Below are 19,838 nucleotides of genomic sequence, written 5' to 3'. Positions count from 1 at the left end.
GACAAGGCAATGGAAGCAAACCACGAAGCAGCGCACGGGAACAGCCTGGCCGAAGACCTGGCCGCGATGATGAGAATGAGTGCCAGCCGACGGCAGTCGCTGCGCTGGCTGCTGGCGGGTGCCTCGGCGCTGCCGGTACTTGGCTGCGGCGGCGGTTCCTCGGCAACCGACACCAGTACGGCCAGCACCAGCACGTCGTCCGGCACCGGCACGGGCACCAGCACCGGCACAAGTACGGGCAGCTCCGGCAGCACAGGCAGCACAGGAGCGGCCGGTTCCTGCGCCGTGATACCGGAGGAGACGGGCGGCCCGTACCCGGCCGACGGCACCAACAGTAACGGCACCGGCAGCGGCACCACCAGTGTGCTCAACCTGGCGGGCGTGGTACGCAGCGATATACGCAGCAGCTTCAATGGCGCGACGGCCGTGGCGGCCGGCGTACCGCTGACGATCAAGCTGCAGATCGTGAACGCCAACGGCAGCTGCGCGGCCCTGCCAGGCTACGCGGTCTACCTGTGGCACTGCGACCGCGACGGCAATTACTCGCTGTATTCGAGCGGTGTGACGGACCAGAACTACCTGCGCGGCGTGCAGGAAGCGGACAGCAGCGGCAACATCACCTTCAGTACCATCTTCCCCGGCTGCTATTCGGGGCGCATGCCGCACGTCCATTTCGAGGTCTACCCGACGCTGGCCAAGAGCGTGAGCGCGGCCAACCGCGTCAAGACGTCGCAGTTCACCTTCCCGATGGCGACCCTGAACGAGGTGTATGCGAGCACCGGCTACAGCACCAGCGTGCGTAACCTGGCGCAGACCAGCTATGCCACGGATATGGTGTTCGGCGACGGCACGTCCTTGCAGATGGTGGCCGTGACGGGCAACGTGACTGACGGCTATGTCGTCACGCTGACGGCGGGCGTGAGCGCCTGACGGCGCGACCCGTATGTGCGCCGGCCGCCCTGGCCGGCGCCTGCCCTGTCGCAAGAAAGCCGGGGATGCCGCGGCGCGCGGCATGCCGGTTCCCCGTCACGCAAGTGCCTCCTGTCATGGAATAGTCCATGTCCCCGGCCCGCAGGCGAACTCCTTTTCGCCGCCACGGCCCCCGATCACACCGATCCGAACCCGATTTCGCTCCTTTTCCCTGTCCGCACCGGGACCGCGCCTGGCATGGCGCTTGCGATGCAATGGTCATCGGCGCATCCGCGCCCATCCTCCCGGAGGCCCCATGAACCAGCGCCTGCTCGCCTACCGTCCCGAGCTTGAGTTCCTCGAAGAACGCGGCGGCGCCAGCCTGGCCGGCGGGGACGACCTGACGTTGGCCGCGCGCCTGCTGGAGCTGCAGGGCGGCGCCCAGCTGGACCGCTTCATCGACGCCATGGTGCGGGCCGATGGCGGACCTGTGGCAGCCCCGCTGGCGCCGGCGTTGAAGCGCGCGGCGCGCCAGGTGTTGCCGCTGCATGGCCCGGCGGGCGGCCCGGTGATCGACGCGCTGCGGCACCGCGGCAAGGCCGATCCCGTCACGCGGGCGGCACGCATCTTTGGTGTTGAGCTGGAGGGCCTGAGCCCGGAAGACAAGGAATTCGAGCTGGCCCAGCGCTTCGTGCGCTTCGCCAGGGAAGCGATCCGGCTGGCGGCGGATGCGCCCACGCCGGCCGGCGTGCCGGCCGCGCTGGCCCAGGCTGCGCGCAGCCACGCCCCCGGCCTGCTCAAGTGCGAGGCGCGCCAGATGGGGCGCTGGCAGCGGCAGGGCGGCCGCATCGTCGTATTCGACTGCTGATTTTGTGGCGCGCCGGGCGGCCAGGCCGTCCGCGCTTTTGTTGTTTGACTTGAGATGGGGGAGTTCACCATGCATGACATCGATCGTACAACGCTGGAATTCGGCCAGCAGGAAATGTCCGGCTACGAGGCGGAACAGTATGAGTTCGGCCAGGGAGAATGGGGTGGCGAGATGGGCCAGCAAGGCATGTTTTCGGAAGCGGAAGAGATGGAGTTGGCCAACGAGCTGCTGTCGGTCAGTAACGAGGCCGAGCTGGAACAGTTCCTGGGCAGCTTCCTGCGCAAGGCCGCGTCGGTGGCCGGGCAGGTGATCAAGTCACCGATAGGCCAGGCCATCGGCGGCGTGTTGAAGGGGGTCGCCAAGAAGGCGCTGCCGCTGGCCGGCGGCGCCATCGGCGGCTACTTCGGCGGACCGCTGGGCGCCAAGATCGGCAGCGGGCTGGCCTCGGCGGCCGGCGGCGCGCTGGGCCTGGAAGCGGAATCGCTGGCGGGCGAGGACCGCGAGTTCGAGGGCGCCCGCCAGTTCGTGCGGCTGGCGGCCGACACCGTCAATCGCGCCGCGGCCGCGCGCGGACCGGGCGATCCGCGTGCCATCGCCCAGGCGGCGGCCATGGCGGCGGCCCGCCAGTTTGCGCCCGGCCTGCTGGCAAAGGGCGGCGGCGTGCCCGGCATCGTGCCCGGCGCCCAGGGGGCCGCGGCGCAGGGCCGGGGCCAGTCGGGGCGCTGGATGCGCCATGGCCACAAGATCGTCCTGTACGGAGCTTGATCGCCATGGCCATCAGCGCATTTGCGGCATGGATGCTGGCGCAGGAAGCGCGTTCGCTGCAAGCGCGCCTGGCGCGCCTGCGGCCGTTCGCGCTGATCGAGCCGATGGTTCCGGCTGCGGCGCTGCTGCCGGAGGCGCAGACGGCCATCGAAAGCTATCTGGCGCGCGGCCGGCGCGAGCTGCGCGTCATGGTGCGCGACTACCTGGCCTGGTTGCGTGGTCCGGCCCGGCACAGCGCCAGCGCGGCGGACGCGCAGCGCCGTTTCACTTTCCTGCGGCTGCGGTTCAACGCCACGCTGACCCAGTTCGACCTGTTTAACGAAGTCATCACCCAGCGCAGCGAGCACGAAAACGGCGTCTGGCTGTCCGGGCTCGATGCCGTGGCGGCCGACGCGCTGACCCTGGCCGGCGGCTATTACCGGGCACCGCCCGTGGTGTGCTACCTGGACCGTGGACCCGGCGCGGCCATCCGGCGCGCGCGCACGCGGCTGCCGGGCGGGGGCGAGAATCCGGTGGCCATCGTGCGGGTGCCGCGCGAGCGTATGGTCGGCAGCGGCATCGCCTCGTCGCTGGTGCATGAGGTGGGACACCAGGGCGCGGCCCTGCTGGACCTGGTCAACTCCATGCGCCCGCTGCTGCAGGCCATGCAGCAGGGCGGCAGCGGTGCGCCGCAGGCATGGCAGCTGTGGGAGCGCTGGATCTCCGAGATCGTGGCCGATTTCTGGTCGCTGCTGCGGGTGGGCGTGGTCTCCACGCTGGGCCTGATCGGCGTGGTCAGCCTGCCGCGCGCCTTCGTCTTCCGGCTCAACGCGGATGACCCCCATCCGGTGCCGTGGATACGGGTCAAGCTCAGTTGCGCCATGGGGCGCAGCGTCTATCCCCATCCGCAATGGGAACGGCTGGAACGCTTGTGGGAGTCCTACTACCCGGTTGCCGGACTGGCACCGCCCCAGCTGCGCGTGCTGGGCCAGCTGCAGGACAGCCTGCCGGCGCTGGTCGGCCTGCTGGTGCAGCATCGCCCGCCGGCCTTGCGCGGCCGTTCGCTGCTGGAGGCGATGAACGCCGCGGCGCGCCAGCCCGCGCGCCTGCAACTGTTGTACCGCTTCTGGAACCGCGCGCCGGCGCGCATGTACCGCGCCGCGCCCTCGCTCGTGTTCGCGGTGCTGGGGCAGGCGCGCGCCGACGGCACGCTCGAACCCGAGGCGGAGGCGGCGCTGCTGGCGCGCCTGCTCACGCACTGGGCCCTGCGCAGCACGCTGGATACGAGCGCCGTCTGCGGCGCCCATCAACATCGATTGTCCACCCTGGAAGGAGTTTGATATGACAACCAAGAACCCGGCGGCCGCCGATACCCGGCCCGGCGCGGTGCAGGTCAGCGTGCATGACAAGGCGACCGGCGCGGTCGTCGTCAACGCCGCGATCGCCCTGTACCGCGGCACAGGCGACTGCGCCAAGTTCGACCCCGTCAAGTGGGGCGGCGGCCAGGACGCGCTGGTCGACGTGCGCACCACCGATGCGCGCGGCTACGTCACCTTTCCCGACCTGCCGCCGGCGGCCTACGTGGCCGTGTACGACCACTTTCCGGTGACGGCGCCGCAATGCGCCCAGGTCCATCCCGGCTGCGCCGCCTTGCTGTGCTTCGAGCTCGAACTCGAACCGGCCGTGACGCTGAGCTTCGAGACGCCCGACTGCCAGCCCAGCAACTGCCACAACGCCCGCGTGAACGACCGCGCCACGGCGCAGGTGAGCTTTTACGGCGACACCAGCGGCGACCTGCGGCCCCACGTCGAGGTGGTGGCGCATGCGCCCTGGAGCCGGGTGCGGGGCGAGGACTATCAGTTCACCTACACCGTGCGCCGCCCCGGCGTGCAGCGCTTCGAGGCGCAGATGCTGCTGGCGCGACGCGCCGACACGGGCCTGGTCGCGCTGGCCGGCCCGGAGGCGCCCGGCGCGTCCGGCCCGCGTGCCCTGATCGGGCTGGCCGCCGACTTCGACGCCGAGGAGCGCACGCCCCAGCTCATCGGCGGCAACGTGGGCGTGTCGTTGTCGCGCACGGAGACGGAGCCGACCGAGGACCTGCCGCTGTGGACCCTGATCCGCAACAGTACCGAGGCCATGGGTTTCACCAACTACCTCAATTTCATCGACAGCCTGTTCTGCGCCGAGCCGTCCAATGGCACGATATTCGGCCCGGCCGGTTTCGAGGGCGAGCGCTTCCTCAAGAAGGCCGACCGGTTCCACCATCTGCGTCACCGGCGCGCGCTGCCGTTCACGGACGCCGAATCCTACCGCGTGCTGAAGGCCGCGACGGAGGCGTTCGTGATGGTCAACTGCGGCGTGTTGAGCAAGCCGCTGGCCTTCAATCCCGACGAGGATAACGCCTACCTGGACCGGCGCGATATCCCGCCCGGCAAGGACCTGGAGACGGTGCTGCTGAACGATTACCTGGAAAAGGTGGACGGCACGGCCACGCTGCCTTACCTGGCCATCATCCGCCGCAAGCTGCCCGACATCCCGATCACCATCACGCATGGGCGCGAGCACGACGCCGACCTGTGCTTCGGCATCCTGCAGGACAAGCTGGCCAACCCCTGCCTGCTGGAGCTGATCTGGTCCTACTGGCACGAGGAGGGCATGCTGGTGCAGACCATGAACGCCATCACCCAGCGTTTCCAGAACGTGCGCGGCCCCGGCGCCAACGACCCGCTGGCCAACACCGAGATCGACATGCTGCGCCCGCTGAACAACCTGATCTGGGGCTACACCCAGGACGAGCAGCACCGGCTGACCGTGGTGCGGCGCAATTACGAGTACGACCACCACTACGGCGTGCGGCTCGACGGCAAGGCGGTGCAGCATATCCGCGCGGCCGACACCCGCTCCAAGTTCCTGGAAGCGTTCCACCACCTGCTGCGCCTGTGTACCCAGTTCTACAAGCAGGACGACGACACCACCGTCAAGGCCGACGCCTTCCCCGTGCTGAACGCGCTCAAGGAAGTGCACCTGATCCTGTCGCAGGGGGCGCACAACCAGTTCGGCGACCTGCCATCGACGGCCCGCATCGAAATGCTGATGCAGCAATGGTTGCTGGCCCGGCCCGAGTTCCGCGAATTCCTGCCCACCCGGCTGATGGTGGCCTATCCGGAGCCGTGGATGGACCGGGTGGACGCGATGAAGAAGCTGCAGGGCTGGACCGACACCAGCGTGGTGCACTTCCGCAGCCTGGCCATGTTCGGCGAGCAGGTGCTGTTGTCGGTGCGTTACGGCGCCTGGGCCGATATCTACGAACCGACGCCGGCCTTCAACTGGGCCCGATTCTGGCGACCGCAGGTGCAGGGCTATATCCACGCCTACCGCGCGGCCACCGGGGTCGACCTGTCGGTGGAGAAGGTGGACCCGGTGGCCGAGGCGACCATCCCGTCGGTGCTGCTGCGCCAACGGTTGGCCGAGCAGGCGCGCAGCACGGCATGACGCGGCATGGCGGACTTTTGCAGCGCGCTATACCTCGGTATGCGCCATCCGTCATGGGCGCTGGGCCGCTGGCCGGGCCTGACGCTGGGCCGTCCGGCGGCGCTGGAAGACGCGCCGGGGGCGCCCGAGCTGGCGGCGGAGCTGGCGCGCCTGCAGGGCTGCCAGGCGGCGTTGCTGCTGCCGTCCACGCTGCACCTGTTCTGGGACCTGTTCGGCATGCTCGCCGCCGAACCATTGGCCGTGCTGGTCGATGCCGGCGCCTATCCGATTGCGCGCTGGGGCGCGCAACGGGCCGTGATGCAGGGGGCGTCGCTGCAGGTCTTCCCACCTGGCGCGGTGGAGCAGGCCAGCGTGCTGGCGCGCCAGGCGGCGCGGGATGGCCGGCGTCCGCTGATCCTGGCGGACGGCTATTGCCCCGGTGCGGAGGCGGCGCCGCCGCTGGCGGCCTATGCCCGCATCGCTGCCGAATGCGATGGCTACCTGGTACTGGACGACACACAGGTGCTGGGCGTCCGGGGCGAGCAGGGTGGTGGCTCGCTGCGCCTGCCCGGTGTGGCGGGACCGCGAGTACTGGTGGGGGCGTCACTGGCCAAGGGATTCGGCGTGCCGCTGGCGGTGCTGGCCGGGAGTGCCGCGCTGGTGGGCTGGTTTGGTGCGCGCAGCGAAGTGCGGCGCCATTGCAGCCCGCCGTCGGTGGCGGCGATCGCGGCGGCAAGGCGGGCATTGGCTGTGAACGGGAAATACGGAGACACGCTGCGTGAGCGTTTGTGGCAGCGAGTGGCGCAGTTTCGCGCCGGCGCGGTGCGGCGTGGCATACGCTGCCGGGGCGGCCGGTTTCCCGTCCAGACCGTGCTGCTACCGCCGCGCGAGGGGCCGTTGCAGGTGCAGGCCGCGTTGGCCGGGCGTGGAATACAGGCCGTTGCCCAGTGGACGGGCCGGCAGGGGGCGCTTACCTTCCTGCTGCGCGCCGACCACCGGCCGGAGCAAATCGAGCAGGCGCTGGATGCGCTTGCCAACCAGTTGGAGTACGCATATGAGCCAGATATTTGACACGCTGCCGTTCCCCGCCCCAGGCGGTACGGCGGGCAGGGGACAGCGGTATGGGCTGGAACGCGAGCTGGAGCCGGAGCGCGGCGGCCGGCCGGCTCACCGGTCGCATCATCGGTCGCATCATCGGCGGCCATACCGGCCACATTACTGGCCACATTACTGGGCGTACAGGTGGCCCTATCCCGGGCATGGATACAGTGCGGGCCCCTATGGCGACATGTTCGATATTTACGACGACGGCGACGATGGCACTCCGTCGGACGAGTTGTTCCCCATCCCTCAGGCGGCGGGCGGCGACTGGGCTCGATTTACCAGTTCAAAGGAGAGCATCATGCATCAACCGTATTGCAATTGTCCCCAATGCCGCGCACGCGGCGCAGCCGCTTTTGACGTGATGCCGTTCCGGGCCGCGGCGGCCCGCCCCGGCCTGCCGTTCAGCGCCGCGCGCGAACAGGAGCTGGCGATGGAGTTGCTGTCGGTGTCCAGCGAGGCGGAGATGGAGCAATTTCTGGGTAGCGTATTCAGCAGCGTCTGGAAAGGTGTCAAGAAGGTGGCGGCGCCGCTGGGCGGGGTGCTCAAGGCGGTGGCCAAGCAGGCATTGCCTTACGTGGGCGGGGCGCTGGGGTCGCTGATCCCCATACCTGGCGTCGGCACGGCGCTGGGGCGCGCAGTGGGCAGCGCCGTCAGCCAGGCGTTGGAGATGGAATTTGAAGGCCTCGCCGCGCAGCAGCGGGAATTCGAATCGGCGCGCCGCTTCGTGCGGCTGGCCGGTACGGCGGCGCAGCTGGCGGGGCAGGGCGACGGCAGCCCGCGGGCCGTGCGTGCCGCCGTGCTGGTCGCGGCGCGCCGCCATATTCCCGCGCTGGCGCGGCCAGCCATGGCGGGCGGCACCGCCGCGCAAGGCGGTACATGCCGAGACTTTGGCGCGATGCCCATGCCTGGCGGTGCCACCGGGCGCTGGCGCCGGCGTGGCAACCGGATCGTGTTGAGCGGCGATTTCTGATCGGTCGTCCGTCTTGCCCGGGAGCGCTGCCGTGATCATCGACTGCCATTGCCATGCGGGGCCCGGCGACGGGCTGACCGGCCCCTGGGATGCGCACGCGGGCCTGGAACGCTACCTGCGCCGTGCCGCGCGCGCGGGGATAGCACGTACCGTGCTGTTTGCGGCCTTCCATTCGGACTACCGGCATGCCAACCGGGCCGTGGCGCGCATCGTGGCGGCGGCGCCGCAACGCTTCCTTGGCTTTGCCTTCGTCCATGCCGCGCGCGACCGGGGGCGCATCCACGCCATGCTGCGCGAAGCGGTCGAACGGCTGGGTTTTGTCGGCGTTAAACTGCACCGGCACGACGCACGCATCAACGGCGAGGTATGCGATGCGGCCCGCGCCTTTCGCCTGCCCGTGCTGTACGACCCGATGGGCGAGGTGGCCGTGGCCGAACTGCTGGCCCAGGACTATCCGGACGTCGATTTCATCCTGCCCCATCTGGGCAGCTTTGCCGACGACTGGGGCGCGCAGCTGGCCATGATCGACCAGCTGGCACGCCATCCGAACATTTACACCGACACGGCTGGCATACGACGCTTCGATCTGCTGCAACAAGCCGTGCGGCGCGCCGGGGCGCACAAGGTGCTGTTCGGTTCAGATGGTCCGTGGTTGCATCCGGGGTTGGAACTGCACAAGGTGCGGCTGCTCGGCCTGCCCGAGGAGGAGGAATGCTTGATCCTGGGAGGTAACCTGATGCGTTTGTGCCGGCTGGAGCGCTGACAGCGGATCAAGTCGCGGCGCGGTGCAGAGGCGAAAATCGCGTTGCGTCCCCATTTTCGTAAAAAGGAGGTATAAAAAGGGGTACGTCCCCATTTTCAAAAATCGTGTTACGTCCCTAATATTGCGCCCGGCGGAGGCAGGGTTAGAAAAGGGGTACGTCCCCATTTTCTTCCTCATTTCGCGCTCGGCGGACGCAGGGGCATGGCCGCAACTGCAAGTGCGGGCCTACATTCGCGCGTTCCGCTCAAGTTTGGCGTCCATCGTCCGGGCGCGCCTTGCGGCGGATTTGCAGCGCGCGGTCCGTCACGCCCAGGCGCTGGGCGGCGCGCTGGTTGCTGCCGCCTTCCTGCTCCAGCACGATGCGGATGGCCGTGTCGGCACTGGCCTGGGTGATGCGCGCCAGTCCTATGCCCTGGTCCAGCGCATGGCGGATGGCGCTGGCAAATGCGGCGTCCGGCCACGGTGCGGCCAGGTGCGCCCCGCACAGGGCACGTTCGTCCGGCGGCACGGCGCCCAGCGTGATGGGCCCGGCGCCGCAGTGCCGGTGCCACAGGCGCGCCACCGTCTGGCGCAGCTCGCGCACGTTGCCGGGGTAGTCGCGTGTGAGCAGGTACTCGCGCACGGCCGGATCGAGTTCGCAGCCGGGCTGCGGGTGGGCATGGGCGGCCAGGAAGTGGGCGACCAGCGGCAGGATGTCGTCGCGCCGTTCGCGCAGGGGCGGCGTGCGGCAGCGCCAGCCGGCGATGCGGTACAGCAGGTCGGCGCGGAACTGGCCGCGCGCCACTTCCTGTTCCAGGTCGCGGTTGGTGGCGCACACGAGCCGGAACCGGCTCGGTTGCCAGGTGTTGCTGCCCACCCGTTTGTATTTCTGCTCCTGCACCACCCGCAGCAGTTGCGCCTGCAGGGGCAGGGGCAGTTCGCCTATCTCGTCGAGAAACAGGACGCCATGGTCGGCCTGGGCAAAGGCGCCGTCGCGCGCGCCCACGGCGCCCGTGTACGCGCCCCGTTCGTGGCCGAACAGTTCACTGCCGGCCAGTTCAGGCGATAGGGTGGTGCAATCGAGTACCGTCAGTTCGCCCGGGCAGCCGCTCAGCTGGTGGATGGCTTGGGCGATCAGGTCCTTGCCGGTGCCCGTCTCGCCCGTGATGAGCACGGACGAGGTGCTGAAGGCCGCCACTTCCACCGCTTCGCGCACGAGGGCGCGCCAAGCCATGCTGCGGCCCACGAGCATCCGGCATACGGCCTCCGAATCGACCAGCTGCTGGACGGCCAGACGGCGCCGGATGCGGGCCAGCAGCGGTGCCGGGTCGGCGCCGGCCGGGGGCCACCACAGCACATCGGCCGCGCCCGCGCCCATCGCGGCCCACGACATGGCGGACGTGGGCGCATCGGCGCGGCACAACAGGGCCAGTACGCAGCCGTCTTCACACCATGGGGTCAACGCGGCCAGTTGTTCCTCGTCGGCGTCGTCCAGCACGGCGATGCCGCAGGCGGGCCCGCCGCCATTACGCGCATGGATGGCGATGCCTTCCTTGGCCAGCGCGATACCGCAGGCGGGCCCACCGCCATCGCGCGCATGGACGGCGATGCCTTCCTTGGCCAGCAGGTTCGCCACCTGGCTGGTGTGCGCGGACAGTGCTGGTTTGGCGGCGTGCAGCCAGACGGCGGGCGGGGGCGGGTTCATGGCATTTTTGTGAGCGGAGCTTTGCGTGTGTTACGCAGGCGTTGGTTTGGGCCGGCGCAGGACTGGCCGCGCGGCGCCGTGTGTACAGGAAATGTTGAGCGTGGCGCGTGCGTGGATGGCAGTGCTGCACTATAGATTGGCGTCCAGTGCAGCCGTTTGCGGTGTGCCAATAGTGCGCGGCAGGCGGTGCTGGCGCGACCAGCGTACGGCTGGGGAAACGGGGCGGCCAGTGCCCGGTTGGAACGTCAGGGGCTGGCGGCGCATAATGCGCGCCAGGTTAATGAGTCTAGAAGTTGGACAGGGGAATCGAAAGCTGGTTCGTTTTAGACTCTCACGTCAAAAGATGCGACCAGATTAGACCCGAGGCCCGGACTTCATGGACAGTTTTGGACTGGCGCTCGGAAAATTCAGACCAGATTAGCCTCAGCCGGCTCGAACTCGACCGAATTAGACCATAGGACAACCTCAGAACGCCGACGCCTGCCGCGCCCCTACAGGCGTTCCGGGGATCCGTGAAGACCCCGCCCCCCAAAAAAAAGCGGCGCCCTGAGGCGCCGCCGCTGGACAGGCCGACGTACAGCTTATTGCTTGACGCAGTCGACGAAGTAGCCGCGCTTGCCGTCCACTTCGCGCTTGACCAGGCCGTGCACGTCGGTCTCGAAGCCGGGGAAGCGCTCGTTGAAGTCGCGTGCAAAGCGCAGGTAGTCGACGATGGTCTTGTTGAAACGCTCGCCCGGAATCAGCAGCGGAATGCCCGGCGGATACGGCGTCAGCAGGATGGACGTGATGCGCCCTTCCAGTTCGTCGATCGCCACGCGCTCGATCTCGCGGTGCGCCATCTTGGCGAAGGCGTCCGACGGCTTCATGGCCGGAATCATGTCCGACAGGTACATCTCCGTCGTCAGGCGCGCCACGTCGTAGGCCTTGTAGAAGTTGTGGATCTGCTGGCACAGGTCGCGCAGGCCCATCTTCTCGTAGACCGGGTTGGCGGCCGCGAATTCGGGCAGGATGCGCCACATCGGCTGGTTCTTGTCGTAGTCGTCCTTGAACTGCTGCAGCGCCGTCAGCAGCGTGTTCCAGCGGCCCTTGGTGATGCCAATGGTGAACATGATGAAGAACGAGTACAGGCCGCACTTCTCGATGATCACGCCATGCTCGGCCAGGTACTTGGTGACGATGGAGGCGGGTATGCCGGTCTCGGCGAACTGGCCGTCCAGCGACAGGCCCGGATTGACGATGGTGGCCTTGATCGGGTCGAGCATGTTGAAGCCCGGCGCCAGCTTGCCGAAGCCGTGCCAGGTGTCCTCGGCGCGTATCATCCAGTCTTCACGCGAGCCGATGCCGTCGTCCGAGAACTCGTCCGGACCCCACACCTTGAACCACCAGTCCTTGCCCCATTCCTCGTCGATCTTCTTCATGGCGCGGCGGAAGTCCAGCGCCTCGATGATCGATTCCTCCACCAGGGCGGTGCCGCCCGGCGCTTCCATCATGGCCGCGGCCACGTCGCACGAGGCGATGATGGAGTATTGCGGCGAGGTCGAGGTGTGCATCAGGTAAGCCTCGTTGAAGGCGTCCTGGTCCAGCTTGACGGATTCCGACTCGCGCACCAGCACCTGCGAGGCCTGCGACAGGCCGGCCAGCAGCTTGTGGGTGGACTGTGTCGAGAAGATCATCGACTCCTTGGCGCGCGGGCGGTCCTTGCCGATGGCGTGCATGTTCTTGTAGAAGTCGTGGAAGGTGGCGTGCGGCAGCCATGCTTCGTCGAAATGCAGGGTGTCGATCTTACCGTCCAGCATTTCGCGCAGCGTTTCCACGTTGTAGATCACGCCGTCGTAGGTGGACTGGGTGATGGTGAGGATGCGCGGTTTCTTGTTGGCCGCCTCGCGCGCGAACGGGTTGGCCTCGATCTTGCGGGCGATGCTCTCGGGCGTGAACTCTTCCAGCGGGATGGGGCCGATGATGCCCAGGTGGTTGCGGGTCGGCATCAGGAACACGGGGATGGCGCCGCACATGATGATCGAGTGCAGGATGGACTTGTGACAGTTGCGGTCCACCACCACGATGTCGCCCGGGGCGACAGTCGAGTGCCACACCATCTTGTTCGAGGTCGACGTGCCGTTGGTAACGAAATAGCAATGGTCGGCGTTGAAGATGCGCGCCGCGTTGCGTTCGGAGGCGGCTACGGGACCGGTGTGGTCGAGCAGCTGGCCCAGTTCTTCGACGGCGTTGCAGACGTCGGCGCGCAGCATGTTCTCGCCGAAGAACTGGTGGAACATCTGGCCGATGGGCGACTTCAGGAACGCTACGCCGCCCGAGTGGCCGGGGCAGTGCCAGGAGTAGGAGCCGTCGTTGGCGTAATGGACCAGGGCGCGGAAGAACGGTGGCGACAGGCCGTCCAGGTAGGACTTCGCTTCGCGGATGATGTGGCGCGCCACGAATTCCGGCGTGTCCTCGAACATGTGGATGAAGCCGTGCAGCTCGCGCAGGATGTCGTTCGGGATGTGGCGCGAAGTGCGCGTTTCGCCGTACAGGTAGATGGGGATGTCGGCGTTCTTGTAGCGGATTTCCTCGACGAAGGCGCGCAGCGACTTGAGTGCGTGGTCGGTTTCTTCCACCGAGCCGCCGCCGAATTCCTCGTCGTCGATCGACAGCACGAAGGCCGAGGCGCGCGATTGCTGCTGCGCGAACTGCGACAAATCGCCGTAGCTGGTCACGCCCAGCACTTCCATGCCTTCTTTTTCCATCGCATCGGCCAGGGCACGAATGCCAAGGCCGGACGTGTTCTCGGAACGGAAATCCTCGTCAATGATGACGATGGGGAAACGAAATTTCATGCTGTCTCCAAAAAAGAAGACCGCCCCTGACGGTTGTACAGGGGCGGGCTGGGCGCCCATTGCTCTATATTGGGCGCATAAAAAAAATAAGAACGGGATTCTCGCAGAAATGGGGGCGCTGTGGTGAAAAAATTAGCGCTTTTTCGCGTTATCGTCCCGTTACCGTCAGTGGCCGGCGGCGCCGCCGCCCAGCTTGAGCAGCAGGACGCCCAGCGGGTCCACATGGAGCCAGGCAAAAGCGCCCAGCGCGATGCCGATGCCGGCGATGCCGTAGGCGGCCCCTTGCAACCATTTCTTCCGGGTCAACAGCGTGATGGCGGCCAGGGAAATGGCGATCTGCTCGGCCGTCGTGGCCAGCGCCCACTGGTGGTGGGCATGCATGGCTTCATCGGACTTGTGGTTCCATTCCTTGGACGATGCCTCCCACTTTTCCGCTTCCTTCTTGATGTCTTCCTTTTCCGCCTTGTAGCGCGCCACTTCCGACCTGTAGCGTTCCGCGTCCACGCCGGGCAGGGTCATGGCCAGCTCGGCCAGGTTCTGCTTGTTCGACTTGGCCTGGTAGTAGTTCCAGCTGTTGGCGGCCTGGGTCTTGTCGATGGCGGCGTTGTTCTTGAACAGGGCCGCGTCGTTCTGGGTAGCGCCGCCCTGGTAGCCGAACATGGCCCCCACCGTGGCCAGGATGGCCGTCATGACGGCGATGTTGTTGGAAAAGCTATCGCTGCTGTGGGCAGCATGTTCGACCGCGTGATCGTGCGGGCCGTGTACGTGAAATCCGTGACCTGACATGGTGGTAGGCTTCCTCTCAGTAAGTGTCGGTATGAATGGCGTTATTGACCGGCCTTGCGGCGCAGCGTGACGAAGGCATATTCCAGGCCATCGGCCGATATATGGGGTTCGCGGGCCGTTTCGACCCAGTCTTCCTCGACGATAGCGGGGAAGAAGGCGTCGCAGGCGAAGGTCTGGTTGATGCAGGTCAGATCGAGCTGATCGGCCAGCGCCAGGGCCTGTCCGTAGATCTCGGCGCCGCCTATGATGTAAGCCGGAACGTCTTGCACCATGGCAACGGCGGCGGCCAGCGAGCCGGCCGTCTCCACGCCGTCGTGGCGCCAGCCGGCGTTGCGGGTGATGACGATGTTGCGCCGGCCCGGCAGCGGCCGGCCGATCGATTCGAAGGTCTTGCGTCCCATCAGGATGGGGTGGCCCGTCGTCAGGCGCTTGAAATGGGCCAGGTCTTCCGGCAGGCGCCACGGCAGGGTGTTGGCGATGCCGATGCCGCGCTGGGCGTCCATGGCGACGATGATGTTCAATTGGCTCATGTGCTGCTCAAGTCCTGAAAGGGCTGGTCGGAATGGCCGCGTTCCGGTGCTGCCGTTTGGTTGCAGTTGCGTTGCTGTTGCGTTGCTTTTTTGGCGCGCGGCGTTGTGGCGACATTATCGTTGAATTCGGCCCCGCAAGGGGAGACTGCACAGTGACTTGCACAATGATATTTAGATCAATCATTCCAGAGTGAAAATGTGTGAGTTTCATGTTTGATTTTTTTGCGTATTGTACGGGGGAATTGTTAGCGATTTCCAGTTGGAAATTTAACAACTCCCCATCCGGGCCTGGCGCCGAGAACAATAGCAGTGCCGGGAGTGGGACATACCGGGCCTGGCGCCGAGAACAATACCAATACAGGGAGTAGGACATGTTTATGAACCTTAAGATACGCACTCTGGTGATAGGCGTGCTGGCCGTGCTGCTGGCACTGATGCTGGCCAATGGCCTGATGGGCATCTACGGCGCCGGCCATTCCGTCGGCCTGGTGCGGCAAGTCACCCTGCGCGACCAGCAGCACAGCACCGAGCTCAACGCGATGCGGCTGGACATGGAGCAGAGCCGCAGCCAGATCCTGCAAGCCTTGCAGCACAACCCCGACCTGGCCTGGGCCAAGCTGCACGACCATCCGCTGACCGTGCATTTCGACCTGATCAATACCTACACGGGCCGTACCGCCAAGCGCTGGGACGCCTACCTGGGCGCCATCGCTTCACCGGACGAGAAGCGCCTGGCCGAGCAATGGTACGCCGACAGCGCCGGCCTGGGGCTGGAGGCCATCAAGGCCGCCGGCGCCGCCATCCAGGCCAGCCAATGGGATGAAGCCGAATCGGTGCTGATCCGGAAAATCAACCCGTCCTACCGCAAGGGCGATGCCGCCCTCAAGGCGCTGACGGAATTTGCGGCGGCCAAGGCCCAGGCCAACGAGGCGGCCGTGGACGCCAGCCTCCAGTCGACCACCTGGACCATGGTGGCCGTGCTGGCGGTGGGCCTGCTCTTGGGCGGCGCCGTGGGCATGGCCTTGCTGGCCGCCATTTCCGGCCCGCTGCAACAGGCGATGGCGATCGCCACCCGGGTGGCCGGCGGCGACCTGACGGGCCGCATCGAATCGCACAGTAGCAATGAGATCGGGGCGCTGCTCACGGCGCTGGACCGGATGAAGGGCAACCTGGCCAGCATCGTGCGCGAAGTGCGGGGCAGTACCGATACCATTGCCAGCGCGTCGGGCCAGATCGCGGCCGGCAATATGGACCTGTCGGCCCGCACCGGTGAACAAGCCAGCTCGCTCGAGCGCACCGCCTCCGCCATGGAACAATTGACGGGCACCGTGCGCCAGAACGCCGACAACGCGCGCCAGGCCAACCAGCTGGCGCAGTCGGCCTCGGCAGTGGCCGTCAGGGGCGGCAGCGTGGTGAGCGAAGTGGTGCAGACCATGGGATCGATCAACGATTCTTCCAGGAAGATCGTCGACATCATCGGCGTGATCGACGGCATCGCCTTCCAGACCAACATCCTGGCCCTGAACGCGGCCGTCGAGGCGGCCCGCGCCGGCGAACAGGGGCGCGGCTTCGCCGTGGTGGCGTCGGAAGTGCGCAACCTGGCCCAGCGCAGCGCCGGTGCGGCCAAGGAAATCAAGGAACTGATCGGCGATTCCGTGGAAAAGGTCGGCAGCGGCGCGCGCCTGGTGGACCAGGCCGGGGCGACCATGCAGGAAGTGGTCACCAGTATCCAGCGCGTGGCCGACATCATGGGCGAGATCACGCAGGCCAGCCAGGAGCAGACGGCGGGACTGGATCAGATTAACGGCGACATCGGCCAGATGGACGCCATTACCCAGCAGAACGTGGCGCTGGTGGAGCAGGCATCGGCCGCCGCCACCTCGCTGCAGGACCAGGCCGGCTCGCTGGCCCAGGTGGTGAGCGTGTTCCGGCTGGACGGCATGGCGCCGGTTGCGGCGGCCGCGGCTCGGCCATCCGCCGCCTCGCCACAGCTGTCCGCCACCGCCCCGCGCCCATCCGCGGCCCGGCCCGCGCCGGTGCGGACGCTCAAGCCAGCTGCCCAGCGTGCGGCCAAGCCGGCGCCTGCCGCGGCGCCGGCCCGTGCCAAGGCTGTGGTCAACAGCAACCAGGCTGAGGACGACTGGGAGGAGTTCTGACGCCTGGCGCCGCTGCTGGGCGGCACCCGGGCGTTGGTGTAGGCGAGGGGGGCGATGGCGGAAGGCGGAGAGCGGACGGCAAATGGCTGATGTCGGATGTCGGATGGCAAATGACAAATGACAAATGACAAATGACAAATGACAAATGAGGCGGATGGCAAAGGCTGGTGGCAAATGGCCGCGTGCCGCACCACCGCCCGGCGCGCGGGTAGTCGCGTGGCTTGATCTGGCATAAAGCCGCACCGCGCGGGCCGGCTTACGATGGCCATTTCCGTTGGCGCGCCGGCCATGTTGTTCAATTCTCAATCCTTCTTGCTGCTGTTCCTGCCGGCCGTGCTGGCCGGCTTTTTCCTGCTGGGGCGCCGTTCGACCGTGGCCGCGGCCTGGTGGCTGGCCGTCGCCTCGCTGTTCTTTTACGGCTACTGGAATCCCCGCCTGCTGCCCTTGCTGCTTGCCTCGGTCCTGCTGAACTACCGGTTTGGCGTCCTGTTGCGAAACAGGCCGCGCCGGCGCTGGCTGGCGGCCGGGGTTGCGGCCAACCTGCTGGCCCTGGGCTGGTTCAAGTATGCCGGCTTCCTCGCGGCGACCGTGCATCTGCCGATACCGGCCATCGTGCTGCCGGTCGGGATCTCATTCTTCACCTTCACCCAGATCGCGTTCCTGGTCGATACCTTCCAGGGCAAGGTCAGCGAGAGCCGCTTCGTGCACTACGTGCTGTTCGTGACCTACTTCCCGCACCTGGTGGCCGGACCGGTGCTGCACCACAAGGAAATGATGCCGCAGTTCGCCGACCCGCGCATCTACCGTCCCCGTGCGCTCGATTTCGCGGTCGGCGCCACCATCTTCTTCGCCGGGCTGGCCAAGAAAGTGCTCATTGCTGACAACATCGCGCCCTATGCCAATGCGGTATTCAACCATGGCGGCAGCCCGTCGCTGCTGGTGGCATGGGGCGGCGTGCTGGCCTATGCCTTCCAGCTGTATTTCGATTTCTCCGGCTACTCCGACATGGCGATCGGCCTTTCCCGCCTGTTCGGCGTGCGGCTGCCGCTCAATTTCAATTCTCCGTACCAGGCGGCCAACATCAGCCAATTCTGGCGTTGCTGGCACATGACCCTGTCGCGCTTCCTGCGCGACTACCTGTATCTTCCGCTGGGCGGCAACCGGCGCGGCAAGGTGCGCCGCTACGCCAACCTGATGGCCACCATGCTGCTCGGCGGCCTGTGGCACGGCGCGGGCTGGAACTTCGTGATCTGGGGCGGGCTGCACGGGCTCTACCTCGCCGTACACCATGCATGGACTGCGCTGCGCCTGCCGCTGGAACGGCGCTGCGCGACGGCGATCACCTTCCTCGCCGTGTGCTATGCGTGGGTATTCTTCCGGGCCACCGACCTGCACGGGGCGCTGGCGATGGCACGGGGCATGAGTGGCGCCAACGGCATCGCGCTGCCCGATGCCTTTGCCAGCCGGCTTGGTAGCCTGCTGCCGGCCATGGAACGGCTGGGTGTCACCTTCTACGGTGGCGGCGGCAGCCAGTTCATCGAAACCTGGAGCGCTATCGGCGCGGTCGCCGCCATCGTGTTCCTGGGCCCGAATACCCAGCAGATCACGGCGCGTTTCGAACCTGCGCTCGACTGCGGCGCCTGTCGGCCGGCGCGCCTGGCATGGGCGCCGACACGCGCGTGGGGCGTGGTGATCGGCGTGATCGCGCTGCTGGACCTGCTCTCACTTAATCGCCCCAGCGATTTTCTTTACTTCCAGTTCTGATGCAAGCGCATACCCGCACCTTCCTGCGCACCGTCCTGCTCACGCTGGCCGCCGGCAGCGTCGCCTGCGCCGCTTTCGTCTATGTGGTCGACCCCTACAGCCTGTACGGCGCCGTCAACCGGGCGGGCATGAACTCGGTCAAGCCTGCGCTCACGCGTTATCAGGTCGAGATCAAGGCCACCAATGCCTTGCGCTCGGGCGCGGCCACATTCATCTTTGGCAATTCGCGCGCCGAGATCGGATTCGACCCGGAGACCCTGGGCAACGCGTACAACCTGGCCATCTCCGGCTCCGGCATGGCCACCGCGATCGGCCAGATCGCCTACTTGCTGGCGCGTGGCGTCAAGCCTGCTGGCGCCATCGTCGGCATGGAATTTCTCGATTTTGCGGATGCGCCGCGCTCCGCGCACACCGTGGCATCGCCCGTGGCGGCGGTCCATCCGGCCGACCGCGCGTTCTGGCGCTTCGACACGCTTTACTCGTTCGCCTCGCTCAAGGACAGCGTGCGCACGCTGCGCATCCAGCAGGATGCCTACGCCGAGTCGATCAGCCCGCGCGGCTTCAACCCATTGCGCGAGTACCTTGCCTTTGCCCGGGTCGATGGTTATCACCTGATGTTCCAGCGCCGTGCCGAGGAGAACGCGGCCAACTACCTGCGCAAGGCGCGCGCCCGATTCGATGCCGACGGGGCAAGGCGCGATACCCGTCGCATCCTCGACTTGCTGGCCGCATCGGACGCCGACATCAAACTGGTCATCTATCCCTACCACGCCCAGGTGCTGTTGTTGTTCGAGCAAACCGGGCTGTGGCCGAGGTTCGAGGCGTGGAAGGCGATCCTGGCGCAGGAAGTCGAGGCGGCACGGGCGCGCCACCCCGGCGCCCGCATCGTGCTTGCCGACTTCAGCGGGTTCGGCGAGCGCCAGTGCGAAGCGGTGCCGGCCAGCGGATCGCCGGCGCCGACGCAATGGTATTGGGAGGGCGGCCACTTCAAGAAGGCGCTGGGCGACAAGGTGCTGCGTGCGCTGGCCACCGGAGAGGGCTACGAAGGCCTGGGCATGGTGCTCGAAAAGGCCACGCTGGAGGCGGACCGCGTGCGCATCGCACAGGACCGCGCTGCCTGCCTGGCGGCGCGGCCTGGCCTGTTGGACGCGGTGCGCGCCATTGTCGACAGCCAGCGCCGCAACGCCCCCCCGATATAGCCCTGTTTTTCCCGTCTTTTTGTAGGAAGTCTCCTACGGAAACGTCGGCGGCGGCG

General features: G+C 67.1%; 15 protein-coding genes. 11 read left to right on the top strand and 4 right to left on the bottom strand.

Going from position 1 to position 19,838, the window contains the following annotated elements:
- Positions 1 to 9: 9 nt before the first annotated feature.
- The 8 genes from AC3WOS_RS19605 to AC3WOS_RS19570 all read left to right on the top strand — a co-directional run bounded on the left by AC3WOS_RS19605 (position 10) and on the right by AC3WOS_RS19570 (position 8,829).
- Positions 10 to 930 carry a dioxygenase family protein gene (locus AC3WOS_RS19605; protein WP_492717766.1) on the top strand — a complete coding sequence of 307 codons (921 nt, stop codon included), beginning with the start codon at positions 10 to 12 and terminating at the stop codon, positions 928 to 930.
- Between the two features lie 295 nt (positions 931 to 1,225).
- A complete protein-coding gene (locus AC3WOS_RS19600; RefSeq protein ID WP_492717764.1) occupies positions 1,226 to 1,777 on the top strand; it encodes a hypothetical protein in 552 nt (183 codons plus the stop codon).
- A gap of 69 nt (positions 1,778 to 1,846) precedes the next feature.
- The gene (locus AC3WOS_RS19595; protein ID WP_492717762.1) at positions 1,847 to 2,542 is read left to right on the top strand and encodes a hypothetical protein; all 696 of its coding nucleotides are present in this window, start codon (positions 1,847 to 1,849) and stop codon (positions 2,540 to 2,542) included.
- A 5-nt stretch (positions 2,543 to 2,547) separates the two neighbouring features.
- The gene (locus AC3WOS_RS19590) at positions 2,548 to 3,861 is read left to right on the top strand and encodes a hypothetical protein (protein ID WP_492717760.1); all 1,314 of its coding nucleotides are present in this window, start codon (positions 2,548 to 2,550) and stop codon (positions 3,859 to 3,861) included.
- Between the two features lies 1 nt (position 3,862).
- A complete protein-coding gene (locus AC3WOS_RS19585) occupies positions 3,863 to 6,013 on the top strand; it encodes an 8-amino-7-oxononanoate synthase (RefSeq protein WP_492717758.1) in 2,151 nt (716 codons plus the stop codon).
- Between the two features lie 6 nt (positions 6,014 to 6,019).
- Positions 6,020 to 7,063: an aminotransferase class I/II-fold pyridoxal phosphate-dependent enzyme gene (locus AC3WOS_RS19580; protein WP_492717756.1), complete on the top strand. Its 1,044-nt coding sequence runs from the start codon at positions 6,020 to 6,022 to the stop codon at positions 7,061 to 7,063.
- A gap of 331 nt (positions 7,064 to 7,394) precedes the next feature.
- Positions 7,395 to 8,066: a hypothetical protein gene (locus AC3WOS_RS19575; protein WP_492717754.1), complete on the top strand. Its 672-nt coding sequence runs from the start codon at positions 7,395 to 7,397 to the stop codon at positions 8,064 to 8,066.
- A gap of 31 nt (positions 8,067 to 8,097) precedes the next feature.
- The gene (locus tag AC3WOS_RS19570; RefSeq protein WP_492717752.1) at positions 8,098 to 8,829 is read left to right on the top strand and encodes an amidohydrolase family protein; all 732 of its coding nucleotides are present in this window, start codon (positions 8,098 to 8,100) and stop codon (positions 8,827 to 8,829) included.
- 244 nt (positions 8,830 to 9,073) lie between these two features.
- Here AC3WOS_RS19570 and AC3WOS_RS19565 read toward each other — a convergent pair whose 3' ends face one another.
- From AC3WOS_RS19565 to AC3WOS_RS19550, 4 genes are all read right to left on the bottom strand, one after another.
- Entirely contained in the window at positions 9,074 to 10,513 is a 1,440-nt protein-coding gene (locus AC3WOS_RS19565; RefSeq protein WP_492717750.1) for a sigma-54-dependent transcriptional regulator, read from the bottom strand.
- 581 nt (positions 10,514 to 11,094) lie between these two features.
- Positions 11,095 to 13,347, bottom strand: coding sequence for an Orn/Lys/Arg family decarboxylase (locus tag AC3WOS_RS19560; protein ID WP_492717749.1), 2,253 nt, complete (start codon positions 13,345 to 13,347; stop codon positions 11,095 to 11,097).
- Between the two features lie 165 nt (positions 13,348 to 13,512).
- On the bottom strand, positions 13,513 to 14,133 hold the full coding sequence (locus tag AC3WOS_RS19555) for a DUF4337 domain-containing protein (RefSeq protein ID WP_492717747.1): 621 nt from the start codon (positions 14,131 to 14,133) through the stop codon (positions 13,513 to 13,515).
- 41 nt (positions 14,134 to 14,174) lie between these two features.
- Positions 14,175 to 14,663 carry a dihydrofolate reductase gene (locus AC3WOS_RS19550; protein ID WP_492717746.1) on the bottom strand — a complete coding sequence of 163 codons (489 nt, stop codon included), beginning with the start codon at positions 14,661 to 14,663 and terminating at the stop codon, positions 14,175 to 14,177.
- A 377-nt stretch (positions 14,664 to 15,040) separates the two neighbouring features.
- On the opposite strand from AC3WOS_RS19550, the gene AC3WOS_RS19545 reads away from it, so the two are divergent.
- From AC3WOS_RS19545 to AC3WOS_RS19535, 3 genes are all read left to right on the top strand, one after another.
- Positions 15,041 to 16,819, top strand: coding sequence for a methyl-accepting chemotaxis protein (locus AC3WOS_RS19545; RefSeq protein ID WP_492717744.1), 1,779 nt, complete (start codon positions 15,041 to 15,043; stop codon positions 16,817 to 16,819).
- 288 nt (positions 16,820 to 17,107) lie between these two features.
- Complete coding sequence (locus tag AC3WOS_RS19540) at positions 17,108 to 18,583, top strand: MBOAT family O-acyltransferase (protein WP_492717743.1); 1,476 nt, start codon at positions 17,108 to 17,110, stop codon at positions 18,581 to 18,583.
- On the top strand, positions 18,583 to 19,782 hold the full coding sequence (locus AC3WOS_RS19535) for a hypothetical protein (protein ID WP_492717741.1): 1,200 nt from the start codon (positions 18,583 to 18,585) through the stop codon (positions 19,780 to 19,782). The genes AC3WOS_RS19540 and AC3WOS_RS19535 overlap by 1 nt, the downstream gene beginning before the upstream one ends.
- Positions 19,783 to 19,838 lie beyond the last annotated feature (56 nt).

It is taken from the genome of Rugamonas sp. FW305-51 (assembly GCF_058786935.1).
The sequence above is the reverse complement of the archived record's forward strand: the minus strand, read 5'-3'. Positions and strand labels throughout refer to the sequence as shown.

What these genes read in the sequence shown, in the direction of transcription:
- AC3WOS_RS19590 (WP_492717760.1), top strand. Translation starts at nt 2,548, where the DNA reads ATGGCCATCAGCGCATTTGCGGCATGGATGCTGGCGCAGGAAGCGCGT.
- AC3WOS_RS19555 (WP_492717747.1), bottom strand. Translation starts at nt 14,133, where the DNA reads ATGTCAGGTCACGGATTTCACGTACACGGCCCGCACGATCACGCGGTC.
- AC3WOS_RS19565 (WP_492717750.1), bottom strand. Translation starts at nt 10,513, where the DNA reads ATGAACCCGCCCCCGCCCGCCGTCTGGCTGCACGCCGCCAAACCAGCA.
- AC3WOS_RS19605 (WP_492717766.1), top strand. Translation starts at nt 10, where the DNA reads ATGGAAGCAAACCACGAAGCAGCGCACGGGAACAGCCTGGCCGAAGAC.
- AC3WOS_RS19595 (WP_492717762.1), top strand. Translation starts at nt 1,847, where the DNA reads ATGCATGACATCGATCGTACAACGCTGGAATTCGGCCAGCAGGAAATG.
- AC3WOS_RS19540 (WP_492717743.1), top strand. Translation starts at nt 17,108, where the DNA reads ATGTTGTTCAATTCTCAATCCTTCTTGCTGCTGTTCCTGCCGGCCGTG.
- AC3WOS_RS19560 (WP_492717749.1), bottom strand. Translation starts at nt 13,347, where the DNA reads ATGAAATTTCGTTTCCCCATCGTCATCATTGACGAGGATTTCCGTTCC.
- AC3WOS_RS19575 (WP_492717754.1), top strand. Translation starts at nt 7,395, where the DNA reads ATGCATCAACCGTATTGCAATTGTCCCCAATGCCGCGCACGCGGCGCA.
- AC3WOS_RS19545 (WP_492717744.1), top strand. Translation starts at nt 15,041, where the DNA reads ATGAACCTTAAGATACGCACTCTGGTGATAGGCGTGCTGGCCGTGCTG.
- AC3WOS_RS19535 (WP_492717741.1), top strand. Translation starts at nt 18,583, where the DNA reads ATGCAAGCGCATACCCGCACCTTCCTGCGCACCGTCCTGCTCACGCTG.
- AC3WOS_RS19585 (WP_492717758.1), top strand. Translation starts at nt 3,863, where the DNA reads ATGACAACCAAGAACCCGGCGGCCGCCGATACCCGGCCCGGCGCGGTG.
- AC3WOS_RS19550 (WP_492717746.1), bottom strand. Translation starts at nt 14,663, where the DNA reads ATGAGCCAATTGAACATCATCGTCGCCATGGACGCCCAGCGCGGCATC.
- AC3WOS_RS19580 (WP_492717756.1), top strand. Translation starts at nt 6,020, where the DNA reads ATGGCGGACTTTTGCAGCGCGCTATACCTCGGTATGCGCCATCCGTCA.
- AC3WOS_RS19600 (WP_492717764.1), top strand. Translation starts at nt 1,226, where the DNA reads ATGAACCAGCGCCTGCTCGCCTACCGTCCCGAGCTTGAGTTCCTCGAA.